We start from the raw sequence: 17,627 nt of genomic DNA, 5'->3' as shown, positions 1-17,627 counted from the left end.
TTACAAAGCCTTAATTTCAGCTTCGGAAAGACCTGTTTGTTTTGCAATAATAGCCAATGAAACTCCGCTATCACGAAAGCCCTTGGCAAGTTCGCGTACAGACTGTTCCTTGCCCACACGCAGGAAGTGTTCGGCAAAAGATTCATAACCTTTGTTCGCTACTGCTTCAGGACTATCCATCTTGATTACCTCGCTGTTTTCCTTGTATGGTCACTTCCAGAAGAAGTAGGATAGTGACTGTTTGATGAATTCTTTCCCAGTGTCTGAGTTCTGCATCTTGAGCAGGCGCACTGCGGCTTCTTTGAAAGAAACGGAGAATTGCTCCGCATTCCAAATATATTTCATTGCGGTCAAAGCGACAAGGGTCATGGGCGACAATCCTTTCAAATCGGCGTCACTCACTCCGTGTCCTACATCCAGGAATTCAACTTTGAACGGATACCCGATATCGTGATAGTATTCTGGATAGTTCGCAAAATGTGGCTTGGAAAGCGGATTCCAATCCATCTCCCCGTTGTAAACGATAAACGCTACCACGGGGATATCCTTATTGTGTTCAATGAACAGGTGGTGGTGATATTCGGAAAGTTGCCTCATGACATCGTCCTTGTTTGTGGACTTGTGCTCAGTAATGATTCCCACATAAAGTCCCGCTTTGCCTCCATTTCCCTTGATGTCTGCTTCGAATACAAGGTCCGCTGAACTCGTGTGTTTTGCGGTAGAAGAGTTCTCGGGAGCACCACGCAATGTCGAAATGTCAATGGTGTTCAAGAAAGCCTTAAGGGAGGGTTTCTTCTTGGCGGATAGTTTCAGCAATTCTGTCATGCGTCCCGTGTCGGCAAATGCAAATCTGAAGTATCTATCGTGGTTGAACTTGGATTCGTCATTTGCGGACTCAACGATAGTGTTGAATTCCTGAATGAAATCGATGTTGTCGTCCAGCTTGTTTTCGTTAGTCATAATATCTCCGTTTTTAATGGTGTTCTATGTATAAGACGGAGATGTAGATCAAAAAAGCCTTGTAAAGAAAATTTTTACAAGGGCTTGAAAAGGAGAGGCCCCGTCAAGCGGGGCATGACAACATTACCTAATTCCAAAAAACACCACCATGCTGAAGATGAGGGCGAAGATGCTCACCAGATGCATGCGCCACACGATCTTGGAGTTCATCAGGGGCTTGCTCGGGAACTTGCCTTCCCATTTCTTTTGGTAATGGTGGTGCAGGGGCGCGCAGAGGAACAGGCGCTTGCCGGTGCCGGTGGTCTTGCGGGTGAACTTGAACCAGAGTATTTGGAGCAGCACGGAGCAGGCTTCGGCGATGATGATGATGCACACGATGGGTAGAAACAGTCCCGCCTGCACCAAGATGAACATGATGCCGATGGCGGCACCAAAGCCTACGGAGCCCGCGTCGCCCATGTAGATTTCGGCGGGAGGACTGTTGAACCACAGGTAGGCAAGCAGTGCGCCTGCAATGGCTGTGGCGATGGGGAACAGCTCGTCGCAGCCCGGCAGGTAGGGCACGCTCAGGTACTGGCTGAAGATGAAGTTTCCGCTCACGTAGGCCACGAGACCCACGAACACCATGCTGGTGAGGATCGGCACGGACACGAGGCTGTCCAGACCGTCGGTGAAGTTGGTGCCGTTGGCGCTGGCCGCGATGACAAATGTCATGAAGGCGACGAAAATCCAGTTGGGCAGGTGCAGCTGGAACATGTCGATGGGGAGGAGGGGAATGGTCAGGTCGCCCTTGAGTTCGGGAATGAACTTGTAGCAGAAGATGGCCACAACGAGGCTAAAGAGGAAGTAGAGGAACAGACGGAGACTGCTGGAGATGCCGTCGGCCTTGTCCATGTAGTCGGCGGCCTTGAGCTTGCCCAGCTTGATGAGGCGCTTGGCCTTGACTTTGGCGATGTCGTCGATGGCGCCCACGGCGGAGAATGCCGCCAGGATGACCAGGGTGGAAATGCTGTATCCGTTCATCTTGCAGACCAGGAGCGAGACGACCTCGACGACGATTACCAGAAGGAGACCGCCCATGATGGGAGGGCTCTTGGCTCCGTCCTTGTCAAAATCGGAGGTGGCGTCAAGGCGCTGGAGTTTGCGGATATAGACCGGCATGAGGCACATGACTAAAACGATGGAGAGCATGGCGGCCACGCCTGCACGGAACAGACGGCCGTCGAAAAGGTCAATGCTGGTAATGTGATAGAGCCAATGGCAGAGCATAGTAGTTGATAGTGGCTAGGATCTAGGAACTAGGGGTTTGAGTCGAAAAGGTTTGATTTGTCATGTCCGCAAAGGCGGACATCTCCCTTATGTTGAATCGTCAGACAAGAGAAAAATAAAATAATGTAGTGGCGTTGGCTTGGGTTATCTAAAATTTCTACATTATAGATCATGAGCGAACTGCATATCAACTGCCCCCATTGCGGGTCTTCTTTCCAGGTCATGGTGAAGGGCGAGCCTTCCAGCATGATGGTGTTTTCTTGCGTCAGGTGCAAGACCCCGCTGATGTATTACGGGGGAGAAACCGCCGAGCTGGACAGGGACGAGTTTGCAGGGCTCCGCAAGCGGCTTTCCAAGGTGCTGGACGTGGTGGTGAGTAACGACGCCTCGGTGAAGGAGGTGGCGGATTCGCTGCGCCGTATGGTGGATGCGTCCAACGCCTTGGCGGAGGAGCGTGTCGGTCAGTCCGGTGCAGGCGAAAATAGCGCTGCCGATGCCGGCGGTGCGGATGCCGCTGTTGGCGGTGCTGGTCACGGGGATGCCCGCAGGGCTGTGGCCATTACGGACGAGGCCCTGGAAAAGTTGCAGAAAGACCTTGCCGAGATGGATGCCGAAAAGTTCCTGGAAAGCTTGTAGCCCAAGTCCACTTATCGCTGTTTTTTATGCTTGAATTTTTCATTGCCGCCATCGTTGTCGCCCTCGCTCCCGGGCCGGATAATTTGTTCGTGCTGGCCCAGAGCGCTACTCACGGTGCCAAGGCCGGTTTTTGCATTATTTGCGGGCTGTGTACGGGGATAATGGTGCAGACGGGGCTTTTGGTGGTGGGCGTGTCTGCCCTGATTGCCGCAAGCCCTGTGGCGTTTTTCGTAATCCAGTGCTTGGGCGCTGCCTACCTGGTGTATCTGGCCTACAAGAGCTTTCAGGTGCGGGCGGGAGTAGTTGCTTTAGACGAGAGACGAGAGAACGGGCAGAGCCCTACAGACGAGAGGCGTGTAGGAGTGGTGTCGGCCCGCAGGCTCTACTTGCGTGGCATCATCATGAACCTCACGAACCCGAAGGCGATACTTTTCGCGCTGTCGTTTATCCCGCCTGCGGTAAAGATGGACAGCCTCTTGAGCCCGTCGGTCCAGATGTTGATTCTCGGGTCGGAATTCGTGGTGGCGACCTTCATCGTGTTCGGAACTGTTGCGCTTCTGGCGGGTGCCGTCAAGAAGTTCATGCTGAACAGCCCCAAGGCGAACCGCAACCTGAACTGGTTCTCCGGTGCGGTATTCCTGTTCATGGCCGTCGCGCTGTTTGCGCTGTAGCCGTTGGCGTTTTTAATCCCCCAGCAGGTGGAAATTCAAGTATAGGGTGTAGGCATGGAGCCTGCGGGACATGGGTTCGGCGATTTCAGAGGAATAGGCGGCCATTTTGACGTATGTGTCTAAACGGTAGCCGACATCCATCCAACTTAGCAACTTGTATTCAAGTGCGGTCTTGTTGAGCAGCAAGAAATCCCAGCCGGTCACGCCGTAATCAGGCGTTGTTCCTTCGATGGTTTTCATGGCGTCAATGGTTGTCTTGCTGAAGAGTTTCCATTTGTTCTTGTAGAGAACTTCCAGGGTGAGGCTGTATTTTACGCCGGAATTGTATTGGTAGCTGTCTTTGTCCGGATGGTAGTCAGGATTGAATTCCTGGATGATGTCGTCGTAGCCCATGTCGGCAGAACCCAGCATAATCCAGTAGAGTTGGTTGATGACGCGGAAACGTATGCTGGGGGTGAGCCAAAGTGCGATATCCATTGCACCGCCCAAAGACAGGGTGCTGACGGTCGCGAGATCTCCGTAAAAGGTATCGTAGTCAAGGTTGATGGAAAAGTCCAGCCAGTGCCCACGCCCGTGGATTCCCCGGTTGATTAGCTTTCCCATGACATCCAGTTGCAGCACGGCTCCCTCGAAGCCTTCTTCGCTCATGAATTCGGCCTGGAAATAATCAAATGGACGTTTTACTTTTGTATAGGGTTTCCCGTATTCCAGGGAAACGGCAAGGATTCCGTGACGGTCGTTCCATTTGGCGTCAACCTCATCGGAATTCTTGCCACCCATGCGGTAGACAGAGCCGAATCGGGACCCCATGCCTGTGGCGATAGCGAGTTCAATGGGAACCCAGCCTGTGTAAAAGTCCCGGTTGCCGAAAGCTTTCCGTTGGACATAGCCTGCAGGCTCAAGCACGAATGCGGCCAGCTGCCTGTACCAGGGGGCGCCAGGCCTGTTGTAGGCTGCACGCGAAAGCCTGTAAAGAGCTTCGCCAAATACGGAGCCCGCAATGGATGTAGAAATAAGGTCGTTGGGAGCGGGATATTCCGTTTCGCAGAACATTTCCCAGGTGGAACTGCCAAGAGCGGCAAACAGTAGGCTTGAGTAGAATCCGTAGCCGCCACCTCTTGCGGCGGCATAGTACATGGAACCTTGGTAGGGGTGTCCGTAAAAGTTGATGGCCCAATGGTTGTGGTCCCATTTCCAGCCTTCGCGGAAGTTTCTTTTCCAGTAGCTTGGTCCGGTGTGGGCGTAGTTCTTGTCAAGGACGTAATAATCAAACGACCATACGAGTGCGTTTTGGCCTAGAACTTCTGCAGATACGATTAGAGGGTTTACATGGGTGCCGTAAAGGCTGTCCTTGGGCACGACAAGGGTGTCTTTTTCCCGTTCCGTAATGACGGAGTCGCCCAATACGGCGGTGCGCAGAATCTTTGCCTCTTCGATACTGAAAACGGCATTTTCGTCTCTCAATTTTTCCCGGAGGGAGTCTGGAATGGCCGCGATTTTTGCCGAGTCAATCTGCTGTGCGAATAGGACTCCGCTAAGAGCGAGAAGTATTGCGACGATTTTTGAGAGGCGCTTGAAAAGCATTCTTAATATTTAAAAAAGAGAGGACTTTGTTTCAAGATAGACGGCTTGGTTTTCCGACAAAGCGATTTTTTGCCAAGACGAAAAAAAGGACTTGTTCTGGAGAACAAATCCTTTGGTAACAAACGATGCCTTGCACGGTTTGTCCGACGCGGTCTATGTAAACGGACTCCAGCGGATTACTTGTTCAAGCGCTCCGTTGCGGCGGCAACGGAAAGCAGGTCCGCTTCCATGAAGGGCTTGCCGATCCACTGGAGGCCTACAGGCAACCCGCCTGCCATTCCGCAGGGGACCGTTACGCCCGGAAGCCCAGCAAGGTTCAGGCTCACGGTGTAGATGTCGCTGAGGTATACGGCCATGGGGTCGGACTCGTTCATGCCGCACTTCAGCGGGAGCCCCGGCATGGCGGGGCTTGCAATTACGTCGCAGCTTTCAAAGGCCTTGTTGAAGTCGTCGGTAATGAGGCGGCGCACCTTCTGGGCCTGCACGTAGTAGGCGTCGTAGAAGCCTGCGCTGAGCACGTAACTGCCCAGCAGAATGCGGCGCTGGACTTCTTTGCCGAAGCCTTCGCTTCTGGACTTGGCGTAAAGGTCGAACAGCTTGCGGGCATCCTTGCTCCGGTAGCCGTAGCGCACGCCGTCGTAGCGGGAGAGGTTGGAACTGGCCTCGGCGGTGGCGATGATGTAGTAGCTGGACACGGCGTAGCTGATATGGGGGAGGCTTACTTCCTTGAGGGTGGCACCTTCCGCTTCCATCTTCTTGAGCATGCCTTCGATGGCGGCCTTGCAGTCCTTGTCCAGGCCTTCGCCGAAGTATTCCTTAGGCACACCGATGACCTTGCCCTTGATGCCTGCGTCAAGCTTTGCGCCGAAATCTTCGGTAGGCCTTGCGCTGGTGGTATTGTCGTGAGGGTCGATTCCGCAGATGGCCGAAAGCAGTGTTGCGCAGTCGGCTACGGTGGCACCGAAGGGACCGATCTGGTCCAGGCTGCTGGCGTAAGCCAGAAGACCGTAGCGGGACACGCGGCCGTAGGTGGGCTTAAGGCCCACCACCCCTGTGCAGGCGGCAGGCTGACGGATTGATCCGCCGGTATCGGAGCCTAGAGCACAGGGGACCGTGCCCGAGGCCACGGCTACGGCCGAGCCTCCGGAGGAACCTCCCGGTACGCGGGAACTGTCCAGCGGGTTCTTCACAGGGCCGAAGTAAGAGGTCTCGTTGCTGGAACCCATGGCGAATTCGTCCATGTTGGTCTTGCCCACGATGACGGCACCTGCCGCTTCCAGCTTTTCGATGGCAGTGGCGGTGTAGGGGGCTACAAAGTTTTCGAGAATCTTGGAGGCTGCCGTAGTGCGGGTGCCTTCGAGACACATGTTGTCCTTCACGGCTACGGGAATCCCGTCCAGCGCACCCAGGGTCTTGCCTTCGGCGCGGCGCTTGTCGCTTTCCTTGGCACGGGCCAGCGCCCGTTCGTTAAGAACAGAAATATAGGCGTTCAAGTCCTTGGTAGCGTCAATCTTGCTGAGGGCGGACTGCACCAGCCCTTCGGCGGTCGTCTTCCCGCTTTTCAGCTGTTCCTGTAAATCTTGAATGGTGTCCATTACCTGTTTCCTCCGGACCATTTCATAATATAGATGGCGAGAACCATGCCTACGATGCTCACGACGTTAATCTTGAGGCCGAGGCCAAGCGCAAATTTTACCATGTAGAGGTCGATGACCACCGGGTTTGCCTTGTCGCCCAAGAATCCGAAATTCAGGTCGAAAGAGGCCACGAAGAAGTTGCGGACAATATTGTCGTATCCGCCGGCGTTCATCAGTTCGCCCAGTTCCCCGAACAGGAGCCCTAGGCATTCACCAAGTACTCCGCCGATAATCAGGCCGAGCACGATAAAAAGCAACAAGCGTGCAAAGGAATTTCTCTGAGTCATGCCGCTAATTTAGAAAAATCGGCGTAAAAAAAACGCCCGACTTGCGCCGGACGTTTTAAACTTGCAACACTCACTACCTGGAGTAGTATTCCACCACCAGCTGTTCTTCGAGCTGGACGGGAATCTGGTCGCGGAGGGGGAGCTTCACCAGGGTGCCTTCCATCTTGCCGGCATCGACGGAAAGGTATTCCGGGGCGGCAGGAGCGTTGGCGATAGCTTCCTTGATCTGCACGTGTTCCTTGGAACGTTCGCGCACGGCGATCACGTCGCCGGCCTTGACCAGGCGGGCGGGGGAGAAGCTACGAACGCCGTTCACGGAGAAGTGACCGTGGGCCACATACTGACGGGCGGCGAAAATGGTGCGGGCAAAACCCATGCGATAAACGAGAGCGTCAAGGCGGGTTTCCAGAAGAATCATCAGGTTGTCACCGGCAGAACCCTCGCGACGGTTGGCTTCTTTGTAAGCCTTGGCCAACTGGGCTTCGGAAATGTTGTAGGTGAAACGGAGACGCTGCTTTTCCACCAACTGCTGCTTGTACACGGAAGCAGACTTCTTGCGGTTCTGACCATGCTGGCCAGGAGCGAAGTTACGGCGGTCAAGGGCCTTTTGAGTTTTCTGGGAGACGGCAACGCCGAGAGAGCGTGCGACTTTACCTTTTGGTCCGCGGAAGGACGACATATTGTACCTCGTAAGGAAGCTCTTTGGTTATGCTTGCAAATTGGCAGAGCTTGGCGCGACTTGCAAGAGTGAGCCCCAATAATAGAATTTTGGGGACGTAATTTCAAGGGACTACTTCACCACGATGTGCAAAGTATCCCGCTTTTGGGGGTCCAGAAGGCTTTCGGCGATGAGTTTTGCCGAATTTCCGGAGCCTCCGCTTACAACCAGTATCTTGGCGTCACCTGTATTTTCGGTGGATTCCACCTTCAGTTCGCCCTTGGTGTTGCCCTCGCAACTGTCATAATTCACGTTGCCCAGCACCATCCAGTCCCCGCAGGGGATAAACCAGTTCACTGCCCCGTTCTTTGTGCTGGTGGGGGTCGATTCAAACGCCATGTCGTCCAACTTCAGTTCCTGGTCTTCGCTTACCTTCAGTGTGTCTATCGCCTTTTTGGCCGAGGCGTCATAGAAGTTGAACTTGGTAAGGGAGCCGGGCCTTTTAAGCAGGGTGTACAGCTCCAGCTCCTTGGCGTCGGGTGTGTTCTGGCTGTTGACCATCTGGAAATGGAAATAGGCGGGGCCGTCGCTTTCCACCTTGTATCCCAAGTTTTCTTCGGAGAGGGTCTTGAGGGACTTGCCTCCCTTGCCGAGAACACTGTAGTCGATGACGGTGAAGGGCTTGGTTGAACGCTTGCCGTAACCCTTGAATATGTGTTCCACCACCAGGGTATCGCCCTTCTTGAAGTCCCCGAGCCACACGTACTGGTCTTGCCTCAGTTCGAAAGCGTCAATCTTTGCGCGGGTCTTTTTCAGGAACTCGCCGGCCTTGCCCAAGGAATCGGGGAGTGCGAAATATTCGCCTTGAGAAAGCTTGCGGTTGCTGGACTGAATGGTAAAGCTCGCGTAGGGGCCTGTCTGGTAGTTGGAAATCTTTTCGGGGGCTATCACCAACTCCCAATGGGTGGAATCGTCGGTGAGCATGGTTCTGTCCAGTGTGTCCTTTTCGCTTGCGATGGACTTGCCCTCTTGGCGCAGGTCCAGGTTATTAATCCAGTCGCCTTCAGCCTTGATGGTGACGCTGTGGCCGATGGCCGCTGCAAAATTGAACCTGATACTGTCGGGAGAGTTCCCGATTTTGAGAATCCCTCGGAGGTTCTCTTTTAGGGAGATGCTTACCTTGTTTGTGTCGCCGGTGTATTTGTAGTAGCCGTTGTCCACATGGGTGTACAGGCGCCAGTGAGCCATGTCGCTGAAGGTTGCCTCTAGATGCACGTAATAGTAACCGTCCTCAAAAATCACGAACTGATTCTTTTCCATATCGGCGCCGTCACCGGGAATCACGAAGGATTCAAAGGTGCAGTTGTCCGAAACACACCTGGGAAGCATGGGGTGCATCGTTTGCCCCAGTTCGCTCATCACACGCATGGTGTCGTTTGTCATGCCGCTGGTGGCGGCCCAAATACTTATGCGGTCACCCTTCTTCAGGTTGCCGAGGTACAGGTTGATTTCTTTTGTCAGGGAATCAATGCAAAGAGTCTTCTCGGGACATTCCGCCTTGCCGGTGGAATCCGTCACGGGCCGCTGGATATAGATGTTGGTGGTATCGTCCAAAACGATGTCGTCATCGTAGTCAATGTCGGCACGGTTGCTGGTGCCCGAACTGGAATAGAAGGAACTGTCGGCGTATTCGCCATCACCGCTGTTGATGTCCGAATTGTTGGTGTGGCTCGATTCGCTGCAGGCGAGGAGCGACAGGGCCGTTGCGGATAGCAGGGTAAAAAACAATCTTTTCATCGTAGAGCCGTCCTAGTTCAAGATGTAGAACTTCTGTTCTGCGCTAAAGGCTTCGCCGTTGACCTTCAAGGTGTACTTGCCCGTGGGGAACTCGTGGGCCTTGAACTTGAAGTGTGTCTTCTTTTCTCCGGCAAGTTCACGGGCGGCTACCATGAGCATGCGCCGCCCGAACTCGTTGACGATTTCAATCTGCACAAATTGCGGATAACCTACCGTCAAATCGAAATCGCATTCCAGGGAGTAAATGTCGATGTGCACCTTGGTCAGCGTGTAACCGCCTTCCATCACGTCACCGCTCACGGAACGGGTGTTGTCAAAGTAGCCCACGTAAAGCGCCGGAGCGAGAGACCTGTTCTGGTTGTGGGAATGGATGATGGTCTCGCCCGGGTCTACGGCGGTGAGAATCAGCGTGTACATGTTGGAGGGGTGCTTCCTCTTGAAGAACTCCGTCAGGGTCGGAGTGCGCAAGAAAGCTCCCAACGGGGCCTTGGGGTTCAAGGTGATGAGCCCCAAGAAGTCGGCGTGCTTGGTGTCGACGCCACCGCCGGAGTTCTTGCGGATGTTGAAGTGTCCACCGGGCTGGGGCAAGTTGGCAGGAGCGTTTTCCCAGGTCAGCTCGTCGCCTCGCCAGTCTACGCCCAGCTTGCCTTCGCCATAGTTCATTTCCCTGGCGGTTTCTTTCAGGCCGAATATGTTGAACTGAACAGGCTTTGTGAGGGAATCGGCGTTGTATTCCAGCTTGAGGCCTGCGTCAAAGAGGGGCCCCGGCAGGGCGGACAGGTCGAACTTTAGGTATATCTTGCCGGCGTCGTTGGTGTCGTTTGCCACCCTGAGGGCGGCGTCCGTATTGTGAGGTGTAAAGTTGTCGAAGGACGAAATCCAGGTGTCTACGCCCTTGCCGCTGGGGGCCCCGTCTCCGGAGTTGTCCAAGGTGGTGTATTTCTTGTCGAACACGTAGACCTTGCCGGTGTCGGCGCCGGTCTTGGTACCGTCGTTGGCGGTGAAAATCAGGTTGTAGCGTCCGCTACCGGTAAAGGAAACGTCGGTCTCGTATTCGGCGGTATCGGAGAAGATGACCTTGCCGGGGCCTACACCTTTTTTCCAAAGGACCGGGTCCCTGCAGAGACCGTTACCGCGGCCGTCGTCTTCGACGGTACCTACCAGATGTATCTTGCCGGGCTGCACCACGATCATCTCGTCGGCGAAGGAGACCTTCGGGGCCTCGTTCTGGCCCTGCTTAGGGGCGTAACCGGTGTAAAGGGCCATGTTCACGCCGCCGGTGCTGTTCTTTTCAAGGTCGGCGTCCGTGAGGGCGTAGATGGCAGAACCCATGCGGGATTCTTCCACAATCTTCTTGTAGGGGTTTCCGCGGGTGAGAACTTCCTTGAGGCCTTCGATGGAAAGGCTTCCGTTGTCGTTGATGAACATGGGAGTGGTCTTGGCCTTGTCGCTTGCGATGACCAGCACGCCCAGGAGTTCGGCGGAACCTTCGTTAAAGTTCTGCAAGATGGTGTTACCGTCCTTGGAGGTAAGTCCCAGAATCCAGATGTCGCCACCGTTGTTCTGGATCTTTGCGCCCTTGGTGTCGGAGAACATGGAAACCTGGCGGCCCCACAGGTGCTGCTGGTTGATCTGGATAGAACCTACCGCAACGTCTTCCATGTAGATGTCGCCTACGCCCAGTTCGTTGGTCTCGAAAGACTTGAACATCATGTTCTTGAGGAGTACGGCGCGTTTGCTCTTGTGGATGATTCCGTTTCCAAATTCGGAGAAACGCTCGATGGTAATCTCGTTGAAGGCGCCGTCCTCGATGATGAACTTGCCCTTACCGTCGATGCGGCCTTCGGTTCCGAGAATCCGGCGGACGCGGTTCCGTAGGTAGATGTCGCGGTTGATGGTCCAGCGGCCTCCCGGCGGGAAATAAATCGTTTCGGCACCGTCGTCGATAGCGTCCTGTATGGCCTTGGCATCGTCGGACCCGGAATCCATCTTTCCTCCGTAGTCGCCAGCAATGGTAATCCAGGCGTCTGATTTCTGGTCGTTCAGGTTAGGGGTTTCTGCCACCGGGAGCCGCATGGACTGCTTTGGGCTGTGGCAAAGCTGGCGGGAGGCCTGGGTCACGAATTCCACAATCTCGTTACCAACGTATGTTTCGCTTGCTGCCTTCGGGGTGCTTCTGATTTTTTCCTCGAAACGGCTGGTATTTACGGAACGGGCAAACAGCATGCCTTCGTTTTCGATAGCAACGGCAGGCTTGGACTGCTTTACACGATTGTATTCCAGGGTGGCGTCCACCATGACCATGGACGCTCCTTCACCGTGGTTGAACACTGCCGGAACGTCTCCCTTGAAGCGGAGCCCGCGGCTGGACACCACCTGACCGTCGTTTTCCAGACCGTACTTCTTTTGGCCTCCCAGGGTCACGTGCTCCAGGGTGACGCTGTTGGTCTTGCCGGCAACATAGATGCCGGTTTCAAAGCCCTGGATTTCTACGTTTTCGAGAAGGAGAGGGCCGATATTTTCGGTGTGCCCCAGGTCAATACCGTAAATGCCCAGGCTGTCGCCGGAATAGACCTTCACGTTCTTGATGGTGCCCTGCTGGGCGGCGTTGAAACGGATACCTACGGCACCTGCGTTCTTTTTACCCGTGCGGATGGTAATGTCGCGGATGGAGTTCCTGGGTTTGAGTCCCGGACCCTCGCCGGTAAACAGCACCGGGGCCGGGAAATCGGGATTGGTGAACCCCTGGCATTCGTCGGCCAAGGCGATGATAGTGCCGCCGATGCTTGCACCCTGCAAAATAGTGCGGCTGTAGGCCTGTTCCGGTTTGTCGCTGGCGGGCCAGGTCAGGGTGTTGGTCACCTTGTAAATGCCGTGGGGCAGATAAATGATATAGTCCCCGTTGGGGTGGTCGTTTAGCGCTTTCTGGATAGCCTCTGTATCGTCGGTCTTTCCATCGGCCTTGGCGTTATAGGGAGCCTTGGTCACGTCGACGACGTTGGAACCCAGAGGGAACGTCACCTGGGAAAATGCCGTGGTGGTCACGCTTAAAATCAGGACAAGACAAAACGAAAAAACACGAAACATGAAAACCTCGTTATACGCCCTAAAATTAAGTTTTTAAGGGCGTTTTTTGGAAACGCTTGCCTTGAAATGCCCCTGTTCTAGGGCTTGACTTCGCACTTTTCGTAAACGAAGGGGTTGTGGTCCCCCTGGACCTTGAAAATACGGCGGTCCCGCTCGCATTCCTTTTCGGTGACGGGGTACATCTTGTCCCAGGCATCGAACAGCTTGCGGTCCTGGCTAGAGAGCTTGATGCCGTAGGTCTTTTCCATGTAAAAATGCACCCGGGCGATAAGCCCCCGCACCTCTTTTCGCGGCTGGGCCTTTTTCAGCTTGAAATCCACGATGGTCTCGCACTCCCCATACATAGGTTCCGGATTGTTGGTCCACTGGGAATACATGAAGTTGCTCCGGTCCCCGTTGATTTCGCCGATGGCGGGGTAGAGGTTATGCAAATCACCTTCAAGAATTTTGAACAAAGTATCGTTTGCGCTGCAGTTCTTGCGGCCGCCGTCCTTCCAGCAGGGCATAAAGTGCCCCATGTTGTGGGCGGTCACGATATGCTCCCATTCCACGGTCTCTGCCCGCTTGAAACTCTTGCGCCGGGGATTTTCCCTGGGCCTGAAGTTGCAGGTGCTGTAGTCCACCTTCTTCTTGTCGTTGTACCTGCAGCCGCAATAGATGGTCTCTTGCAGGTCGCCGTAGTAAATCCGCTTCATCTGCTGGCCTGCACCACGGTAGTTGTAGTGCTGCGGAGGCGGCTCCTTGTCTACGGCGGCAAGGGAAAAGGAAAATGCGATAGCGGTAAGCGCAAGGGCGAACCGCGCCGCCTTTTGGAATGTGGAAATAATAAGCATGTCTTACTGGGAATATAAAAAAAGAATGCATCCAGGCCCGAGGTTCCTTAAACAGAGCATTATTCTCGAGTGGTTGGTAGGGGAAAGCCTTCCCCTGGCTCGCATTACATTGCTCGCCACCCCTTCTGCGGGGGATGCCCCCGCAACGCCCCCTTTGCAATAAAAAACTACATTTGTGCCCATGAATTCCGCAGGCATACAATATCTGGAGTCAAGACTGATGTTCGGGATGGTTCCCGGGCTGGAATCTACTTTCAAGATTTGCGAGGCCTTGGGTAACCCGCAAGAATCTTTCCGCACTATCCACGTGGTAGGAACCAACGGCAAGGGGTCCTGCAGTTATTACCTGGCGGGGGTGTTACAGGCCCACGGGCTCAAGACAGGCCTCTACACCAGCCCGCATCTCATAAGCCTGCGGGAACGGATTCGGGTGAACGATACGCCCGTCTCTGATGTCGACCTGGACCGGCTCTTTTTGCAGGTGAAAGCCGCCGCCGAAGCTGCCCGGGTAGAACCGACGTTCTTCGAGGTGGTTACCGTGGCCGCCTTCCTCTACTATAGGGAGCAGGGCGTGCAGGTGGCCGTGCTGGAAGCAGGTATGGGCGGCCGTCTGGATTCTACCGCCGTCGCCCGCGGGAACGTAGCGGTACTCACCAGCATCGGGCTGGAACATACCGAAGTTCTGGGCGCAACCGAAAGCGCCATCCTTAAGGAAAAGATGGCGGTTATGCCTGGAGTCGTTGCGAGACCAGATGTCATTGCGAGGAACGCCAGTGACGAAGCAATCTCTGGCAAGAAAGTTTATGTTGTTGGTGGTCTCTCTGAAAGCCTGCTTGTCGAGGCTCGAGATTATGCCGCTGCGGTCGGCGCGGAATTGGTAACGCCCGCAACCCGCGAAGACATTGAGCTGCCAAACTTGGGACGGCATTATGTGGAAAACGCTAGCCTCTCCCTGGCGGCAGCGAAGCTGATGCTAGATTCCGATGTCGCGGCGGGTCAATCCGCAGCAGACCACTACGATGACAAGCTTGCCCTAAAAGTCTTGAAAACCCGCTCCTGGCCGGGCCGTATGCAGCAACTTTTTGACGCCAAAGGATCGCTCCGCTTTATTCTGGACGGCACCCACAATTCCCATGCGGCAAGACGCTTGGCCGAAACTCTGGACCGCTACTATCCGGGGCAAAAGTTCCCCTGCGTCTTTGGAGCCCTCAAGGACAAAGACGTAGAAGAAATGCTCAGGTTTCTTGCTCCCTATGTTTCGGAGTGGCACCTGGTCCGAACACCCTACGAGCGTTTTCGCGAACCGTCGGAAATCGCCGGCATCTTGCAGAAGATGGGGTCGGCGGTCGCCTCTACGGGTCCTCTTTCCCGCGAGGTACTGGACAACATTTTGGACAAAGTAAAATCGCCTGCTCTGGTGACGGGCTCCTTGTATATGATAGGGGAGGTCATCGACCTCCTGAAAAATGACTTTGACGGTCTCGCCTTTTTCCGCGGCCTCACGAAAGCCACCAATGAACATAGGTAGCAGGCTACACGAATTTGTCATCCCCGCGACCTTCCTTGTCATCCCCGCGAAGGCGGGGATCTCCTTGCCCTTCCCATTGTCACCCCGGGCCTGTTTTTAACAAATCTTTCCCTCGATGTGTATCTTCCCTCGAGAGCAGAATCACTTCGTTCGACTGCTCTCTCGGGAAGCACACATCTCGGTCAAAAAACAAGCGTTGGCTTTGGCATACAAGTGTTTTTTCGGGTAAGAATATTTACTATAGGTCTGAGCAGTTACAACAGGCGGAAACTCTTGTGACTGTTAGTCCCTGCGAGTTTCCCTCGAGATGTCATCCCTTGCGCTTCTCCATTGTCATCCCCACTCCTACGTCATGACGGCCCTCGAGCCGCCACCTGGCATCATCGCATCCATCTTTGTCATCCTCGCGTAGGCGAGGATCCGCTTGCATCCTCCATTGTCACCCCGGGGCCACACGAAACACCCCTCTTTCACCGCATTTCATGGTTCTTCATTTGATATTCCCGAAAATTTTATATAGATTACATACAAACAACCTCCTCGAAAAAAGGATTGGACATGAAAAAGCTTTTCCCTGAACTTTCATTCGCGGTCCTGTGTGCCGTACTGTTTGCTGCCTGTGGCGACAGCGACGGTGGCGCAAACGCTTCTACAAATGCGGGCGCGTCCACTCTCGACGAAGTCTACGCTTCCGAAGACGACTTGCCGGGTTGTATTGAAAAGTACGACGGCGCGGTTGCCTTTGTCAAGGAAGGTTCGACGGCGTTCAAGTGCGAAGACGGTCGCTGGGAAAACAAGGGCGAGTATTACGCGAACAACGACGCCATCAAGAACTGCACCGCAAAGCGCGAAGGCGAAGTTGCCTATATCGTCGACGAAGACAAGAGCCTTGTCTGTGAAGACGGCAAGTGGGAGAACGCTTCTGCAAAGACCGACGATAAGGGTGGTGAGCTTGCCGAACCCACCGAATGGGCTAGCTCATCAAGTGTAGAGATTGCTTCGAACTCTTCGAGTTCAACTTCGGTATCGCTCAGTTCTAGTTGCAATGACGAAAAGGATGAATCTTCCAGTGAGTCCAAGAATCCTGAATCAAATGGTTCTGCGCAGGCTTCGAGCAGCAGTTCGGTTGAAGAATCGTCATCTTCTGTTGCGTCCAGTAGTTCTGTACAATCTTCATCTTCTATTGTGGTTGCTATGCCTTGCAAAACTGACGAAGAAGATAACTGCGAATATGGAATTTTGAAGGATTCTCGTGATGGTCAGGAATACAAGACCGTGAAAATCGGTGGCCAGGTGTGGATGGCGGAGAACTTGAACTACGCCTACACCGGCGTTCCCTTTGATAACGCCTACTATGCCTCCGATTCCACCAGTTGGTGCTACGACAACGTCCCTGCCAACTGTGCCAGGTACGGCCGTCTCAGGTACGGCCGTCTTTATACCTGGGCTGCGGCCATGGACAGTGTGGGCACCTGGAGCACAAGCGGCAAGGGTTGCGGCCATGGCAAGGATTGTAGCGTTGCTTCGGCGGGCTCAGCGACCTTGGTGCGGGGCATCTGCCCCAAGGGCTGGCACCTGCCAAGCCATGATGAATGGGAAGCCTTGTTCACGGCGGTGGGAGGCTCTTCTACGGCGGGTTTCAAGCTCAAGTCCGCGACAGGCTGGAAGATCAATGGCAACGGAACAGATGCCTTCGGGTTTTCGGCGCTTCCTGCCGGCAGCAGGAGCTACGATGGGAGTTACGAAAGCGAGGGCTACGGCGCGTACTTCTGGAGTTCTACTGAAAGCAGCAGCTACCTCGCGTACCACATGTATTTGCGCTACGTCGGCGGCAGTGTGTACCTGTACGACTACAACAAGGACGTCGGGTATTCTGTTCGTTGTCTGATGGATTAGGTCTTAGGGCCGCTTGTTACAAGATGTGCCATCCTGACGGCCTCGCCTTTTTCCGTGGCCTGACAAAGACCACCAACGAACATCGGTAGCAGGCTACACGAACTCTACCACGAGTTGCTTGCCGAGGGCATGAGCTAGCTTGTAGAGGGTTTCTACAGACGGTGATCCCTTGGGTGTTTCGAAACGCTGATAGGCCTGCGGGGTTATGTTTGCCCGCCTTGCCACATCGCTTTTCTTTTGACCTCTGCGGGCCTCGAAAAGTTTGTATGCAATCTCGATTCGCGGGGAAAGTTCGACCGCATAAAGTCCCTTGTCGGAATCGGGCGTGGTCTTGGGTAAAATCATGGTGTTGCCGAGATCCAGGTCGCATTCCATGGCACCGTCAAGGGCGTCTTTCGCTTGCTTGAGGGCTTCTTCTTGTGTGTCGCCGAAGGCGTTTACGTTGGGCAGGTCGGGGAACGAAACCACGAAACCCATGTCCTTGTCTTTCTCGATTCTTGCTGCGTAATTCATGGTCGCCTCTACTGGTCAAACTGTTTCAAGATTCTCTTGAGATAGACTCCTTCTATCTCGTGTTTGTTCCTTTGTATCGGAACTGGGCGCTTGCCCTGTTTTACGAAGATGTGGTGATCTCCGTTTATCCGTCCGAGTATCCAGCCTCTTTCTTTGGCATAGTTGCATATTTCTTTAAACTTCATAGATTAAAATACAATAAATTTATTTATTTGTCAATAAATAAATTTAATCATGCCTCCGTTTTTAGGGTGTCCTCTGTATAAGACGG

General features: G+C 54.2%; 16 protein-coding genes. 4 read left to right on the top strand and 12 right to left on the bottom strand.

Translation table 11 applies throughout. From position 1 onward, the window contains the following. The 3 genes from IKB43_05920 to IKB43_05910 form a co-directional block, all read right to left on the bottom strand. Entirely contained in the window at positions 1-180 is a 180-nt protein-coding gene (locus tag IKB43_05920; GenBank protein ID MBR2469674.1) for a hypothetical protein, read from the bottom strand. A gap of 30 nt (positions 181-210) precedes the next feature. Beyond that, a complete protein-coding gene (locus tag IKB43_05915; GenBank protein MBR2469673.1) occupies positions 211-960 on the bottom strand; it encodes an Rpn family recombination-promoting nuclease/putative transposase in 750 nt (249 codons plus the stop codon). Between the two features lie 123 nt (positions 961-1,083). Continuing rightward, positions 1,084-2,229 (bottom strand): phospho-N-acetylmuramoyl-pentapeptide-transferase, encoded by a 1,146-nt coding sequence (locus tag IKB43_05910; GenBank protein MBR2469672.1) that lies wholly within the window; start codon positions 2,227-2,229, stop codon positions 1,084-1,086. Positions 2,230-2,400: 171 nt separating this feature from the next. On the opposite strand from IKB43_05910, the gene IKB43_05905 reads away from it, so the two are divergent. Both IKB43_05905 and IKB43_05900 read left to right on the top strand, forming a co-directional pair. Beyond that, positions 2,401-2,865 carry a hypothetical protein gene (locus tag IKB43_05905; protein MBR2469671.1) on the top strand — a complete coding sequence of 155 codons (465 nt, stop codon included), beginning with the start codon at positions 2,401-2,403 and terminating at the stop codon, positions 2,863-2,865. 26 nt (positions 2,866-2,891) lie between these two features. Then, the gene (locus tag IKB43_05900) at positions 2,892-3,536 is read left to right on the top strand and encodes a LysE family translocator (protein MBR2469670.1); all 645 of its coding nucleotides are present in this window, start codon (positions 2,892-2,894) and stop codon (positions 3,534-3,536) included. A gap of 12 nt (positions 3,537-3,548) precedes the next feature. Here the strand turns inward: IKB43_05900 and IKB43_05895 are convergent, their stop codons facing one another. From IKB43_05895 to IKB43_05865, 7 genes are all read right to left on the bottom strand, one after another. After that, positions 3,549-5,120: a DUF3943 domain-containing protein gene (locus IKB43_05895; protein ID MBR2469669.1), complete on the bottom strand. Its 1,572-nt coding sequence runs from the start codon at positions 5,118-5,120 to the stop codon at positions 3,549-3,551. Between the two features lie 176 nt (positions 5,121-5,296). Beyond that, on the bottom strand, positions 5,297-6,736 hold the full coding sequence (gene gatA, locus IKB43_05890; protein ID MBR2469668.1) for an Asp-tRNA(Asn)/Glu-tRNA(Gln) amidotransferase subunit GatA: 1,440 nt from the start codon (positions 6,734-6,736) through the stop codon (positions 5,297-5,299). Then, positions 6,715-7,044 carry a DUF4321 domain-containing protein gene (locus tag IKB43_05885; protein MBR2469667.1) on the bottom strand — a complete coding sequence of 110 codons (330 nt, stop codon included), beginning with the start codon at positions 7,042-7,044 and terminating at the stop codon, positions 6,715-6,717. Before IKB43_05885 ends, gatA begins: the two co-directional genes overlap by 22 nt. A gap of 73 nt (positions 7,045-7,117) precedes the next feature. Beyond that, complete coding sequence (rpsD, locus tag IKB43_05880) at positions 7,118-7,723, bottom strand: 30S ribosomal protein S4 (protein MBR2469666.1); 606 nt, start codon at positions 7,721-7,723, stop codon at positions 7,118-7,120. A gap of 111 nt (positions 7,724-7,834) precedes the next feature. Next, on the bottom strand, positions 7,835-9,499 hold the full coding sequence (locus IKB43_05875) for a hypothetical protein (protein MBR2469665.1): 1,665 nt from the start codon (positions 9,497-9,499) through the stop codon (positions 7,835-7,837). Between the two features lie 12 nt (positions 9,500-9,511). After that, positions 9,512-12,586, bottom strand: coding sequence for a hypothetical protein (locus IKB43_05870; protein MBR2469664.1), 3,075 nt, complete (start codon positions 12,584-12,586; stop codon positions 9,512-9,514). Positions 12,587-12,663: 77 nt separating this feature from the next. Beyond that, positions 12,664-13,419: an endonuclease gene (locus IKB43_05865; GenBank protein MBR2469663.1), complete on the bottom strand. Its 756-nt coding sequence runs from the start codon at positions 13,417-13,419 to the stop codon at positions 12,664-12,666. A 181-nt stretch (positions 13,420-13,600) separates the two neighbouring features. Between IKB43_05865 and IKB43_05860 the strand changes: the two genes are divergently transcribed. Further along, entirely contained in the window at positions 13,601-14,947 is a 1,347-nt protein-coding gene (locus tag IKB43_05860) for a bifunctional folylpolyglutamate synthase/dihydrofolate synthase (protein MBR2469662.1), read from the top strand. 558 nt (positions 14,948-15,505) lie between these two features. Then, the gene (locus IKB43_05855; GenBank protein ID MBR2469661.1) at positions 15,506-16,843 is read left to right on the top strand and encodes a fibrobacter succinogenes major paralogous domain-containing protein; all 1,338 of its coding nucleotides are present in this window, start codon (positions 15,506-15,508) and stop codon (positions 16,841-16,843) included. Between the two features lie 93 nt (positions 16,844-16,936). On the opposite strand, the gene IKB43_05850 is transcribed toward IKB43_05855, so the two are convergent. Further along, on the bottom strand, positions 16,937-17,356 hold the full coding sequence (locus IKB43_05850) for a type II toxin-antitoxin system HicB family antitoxin (protein ID MBR2469660.1): 420 nt from the start codon (positions 17,354-17,356) through the stop codon (positions 16,937-16,939). A gap of 8 nt (positions 17,357-17,364) precedes the next feature. Beyond that, positions 17,365-17,541, bottom strand: a complete 177-nt coding sequence (locus IKB43_05845) for a type II toxin-antitoxin system HicA family toxin (GenBank protein MBR2469659.1) — start codon at positions 17,539-17,541, stop codon at positions 17,365-17,367. Positions 17,542-17,627: the final 86 nt, after the last annotated feature.

Source organism: Fibrobacter sp., from assembly GCA_017503015.1.
Classification (GTDB): domain Bacteria; phylum Fibrobacterota; class Fibrobacteria; order Fibrobacterales; family Fibrobacteraceae; genus Fibrobacter.
This window is presented reverse-complemented; position numbering and strand designations above follow the sequence as displayed.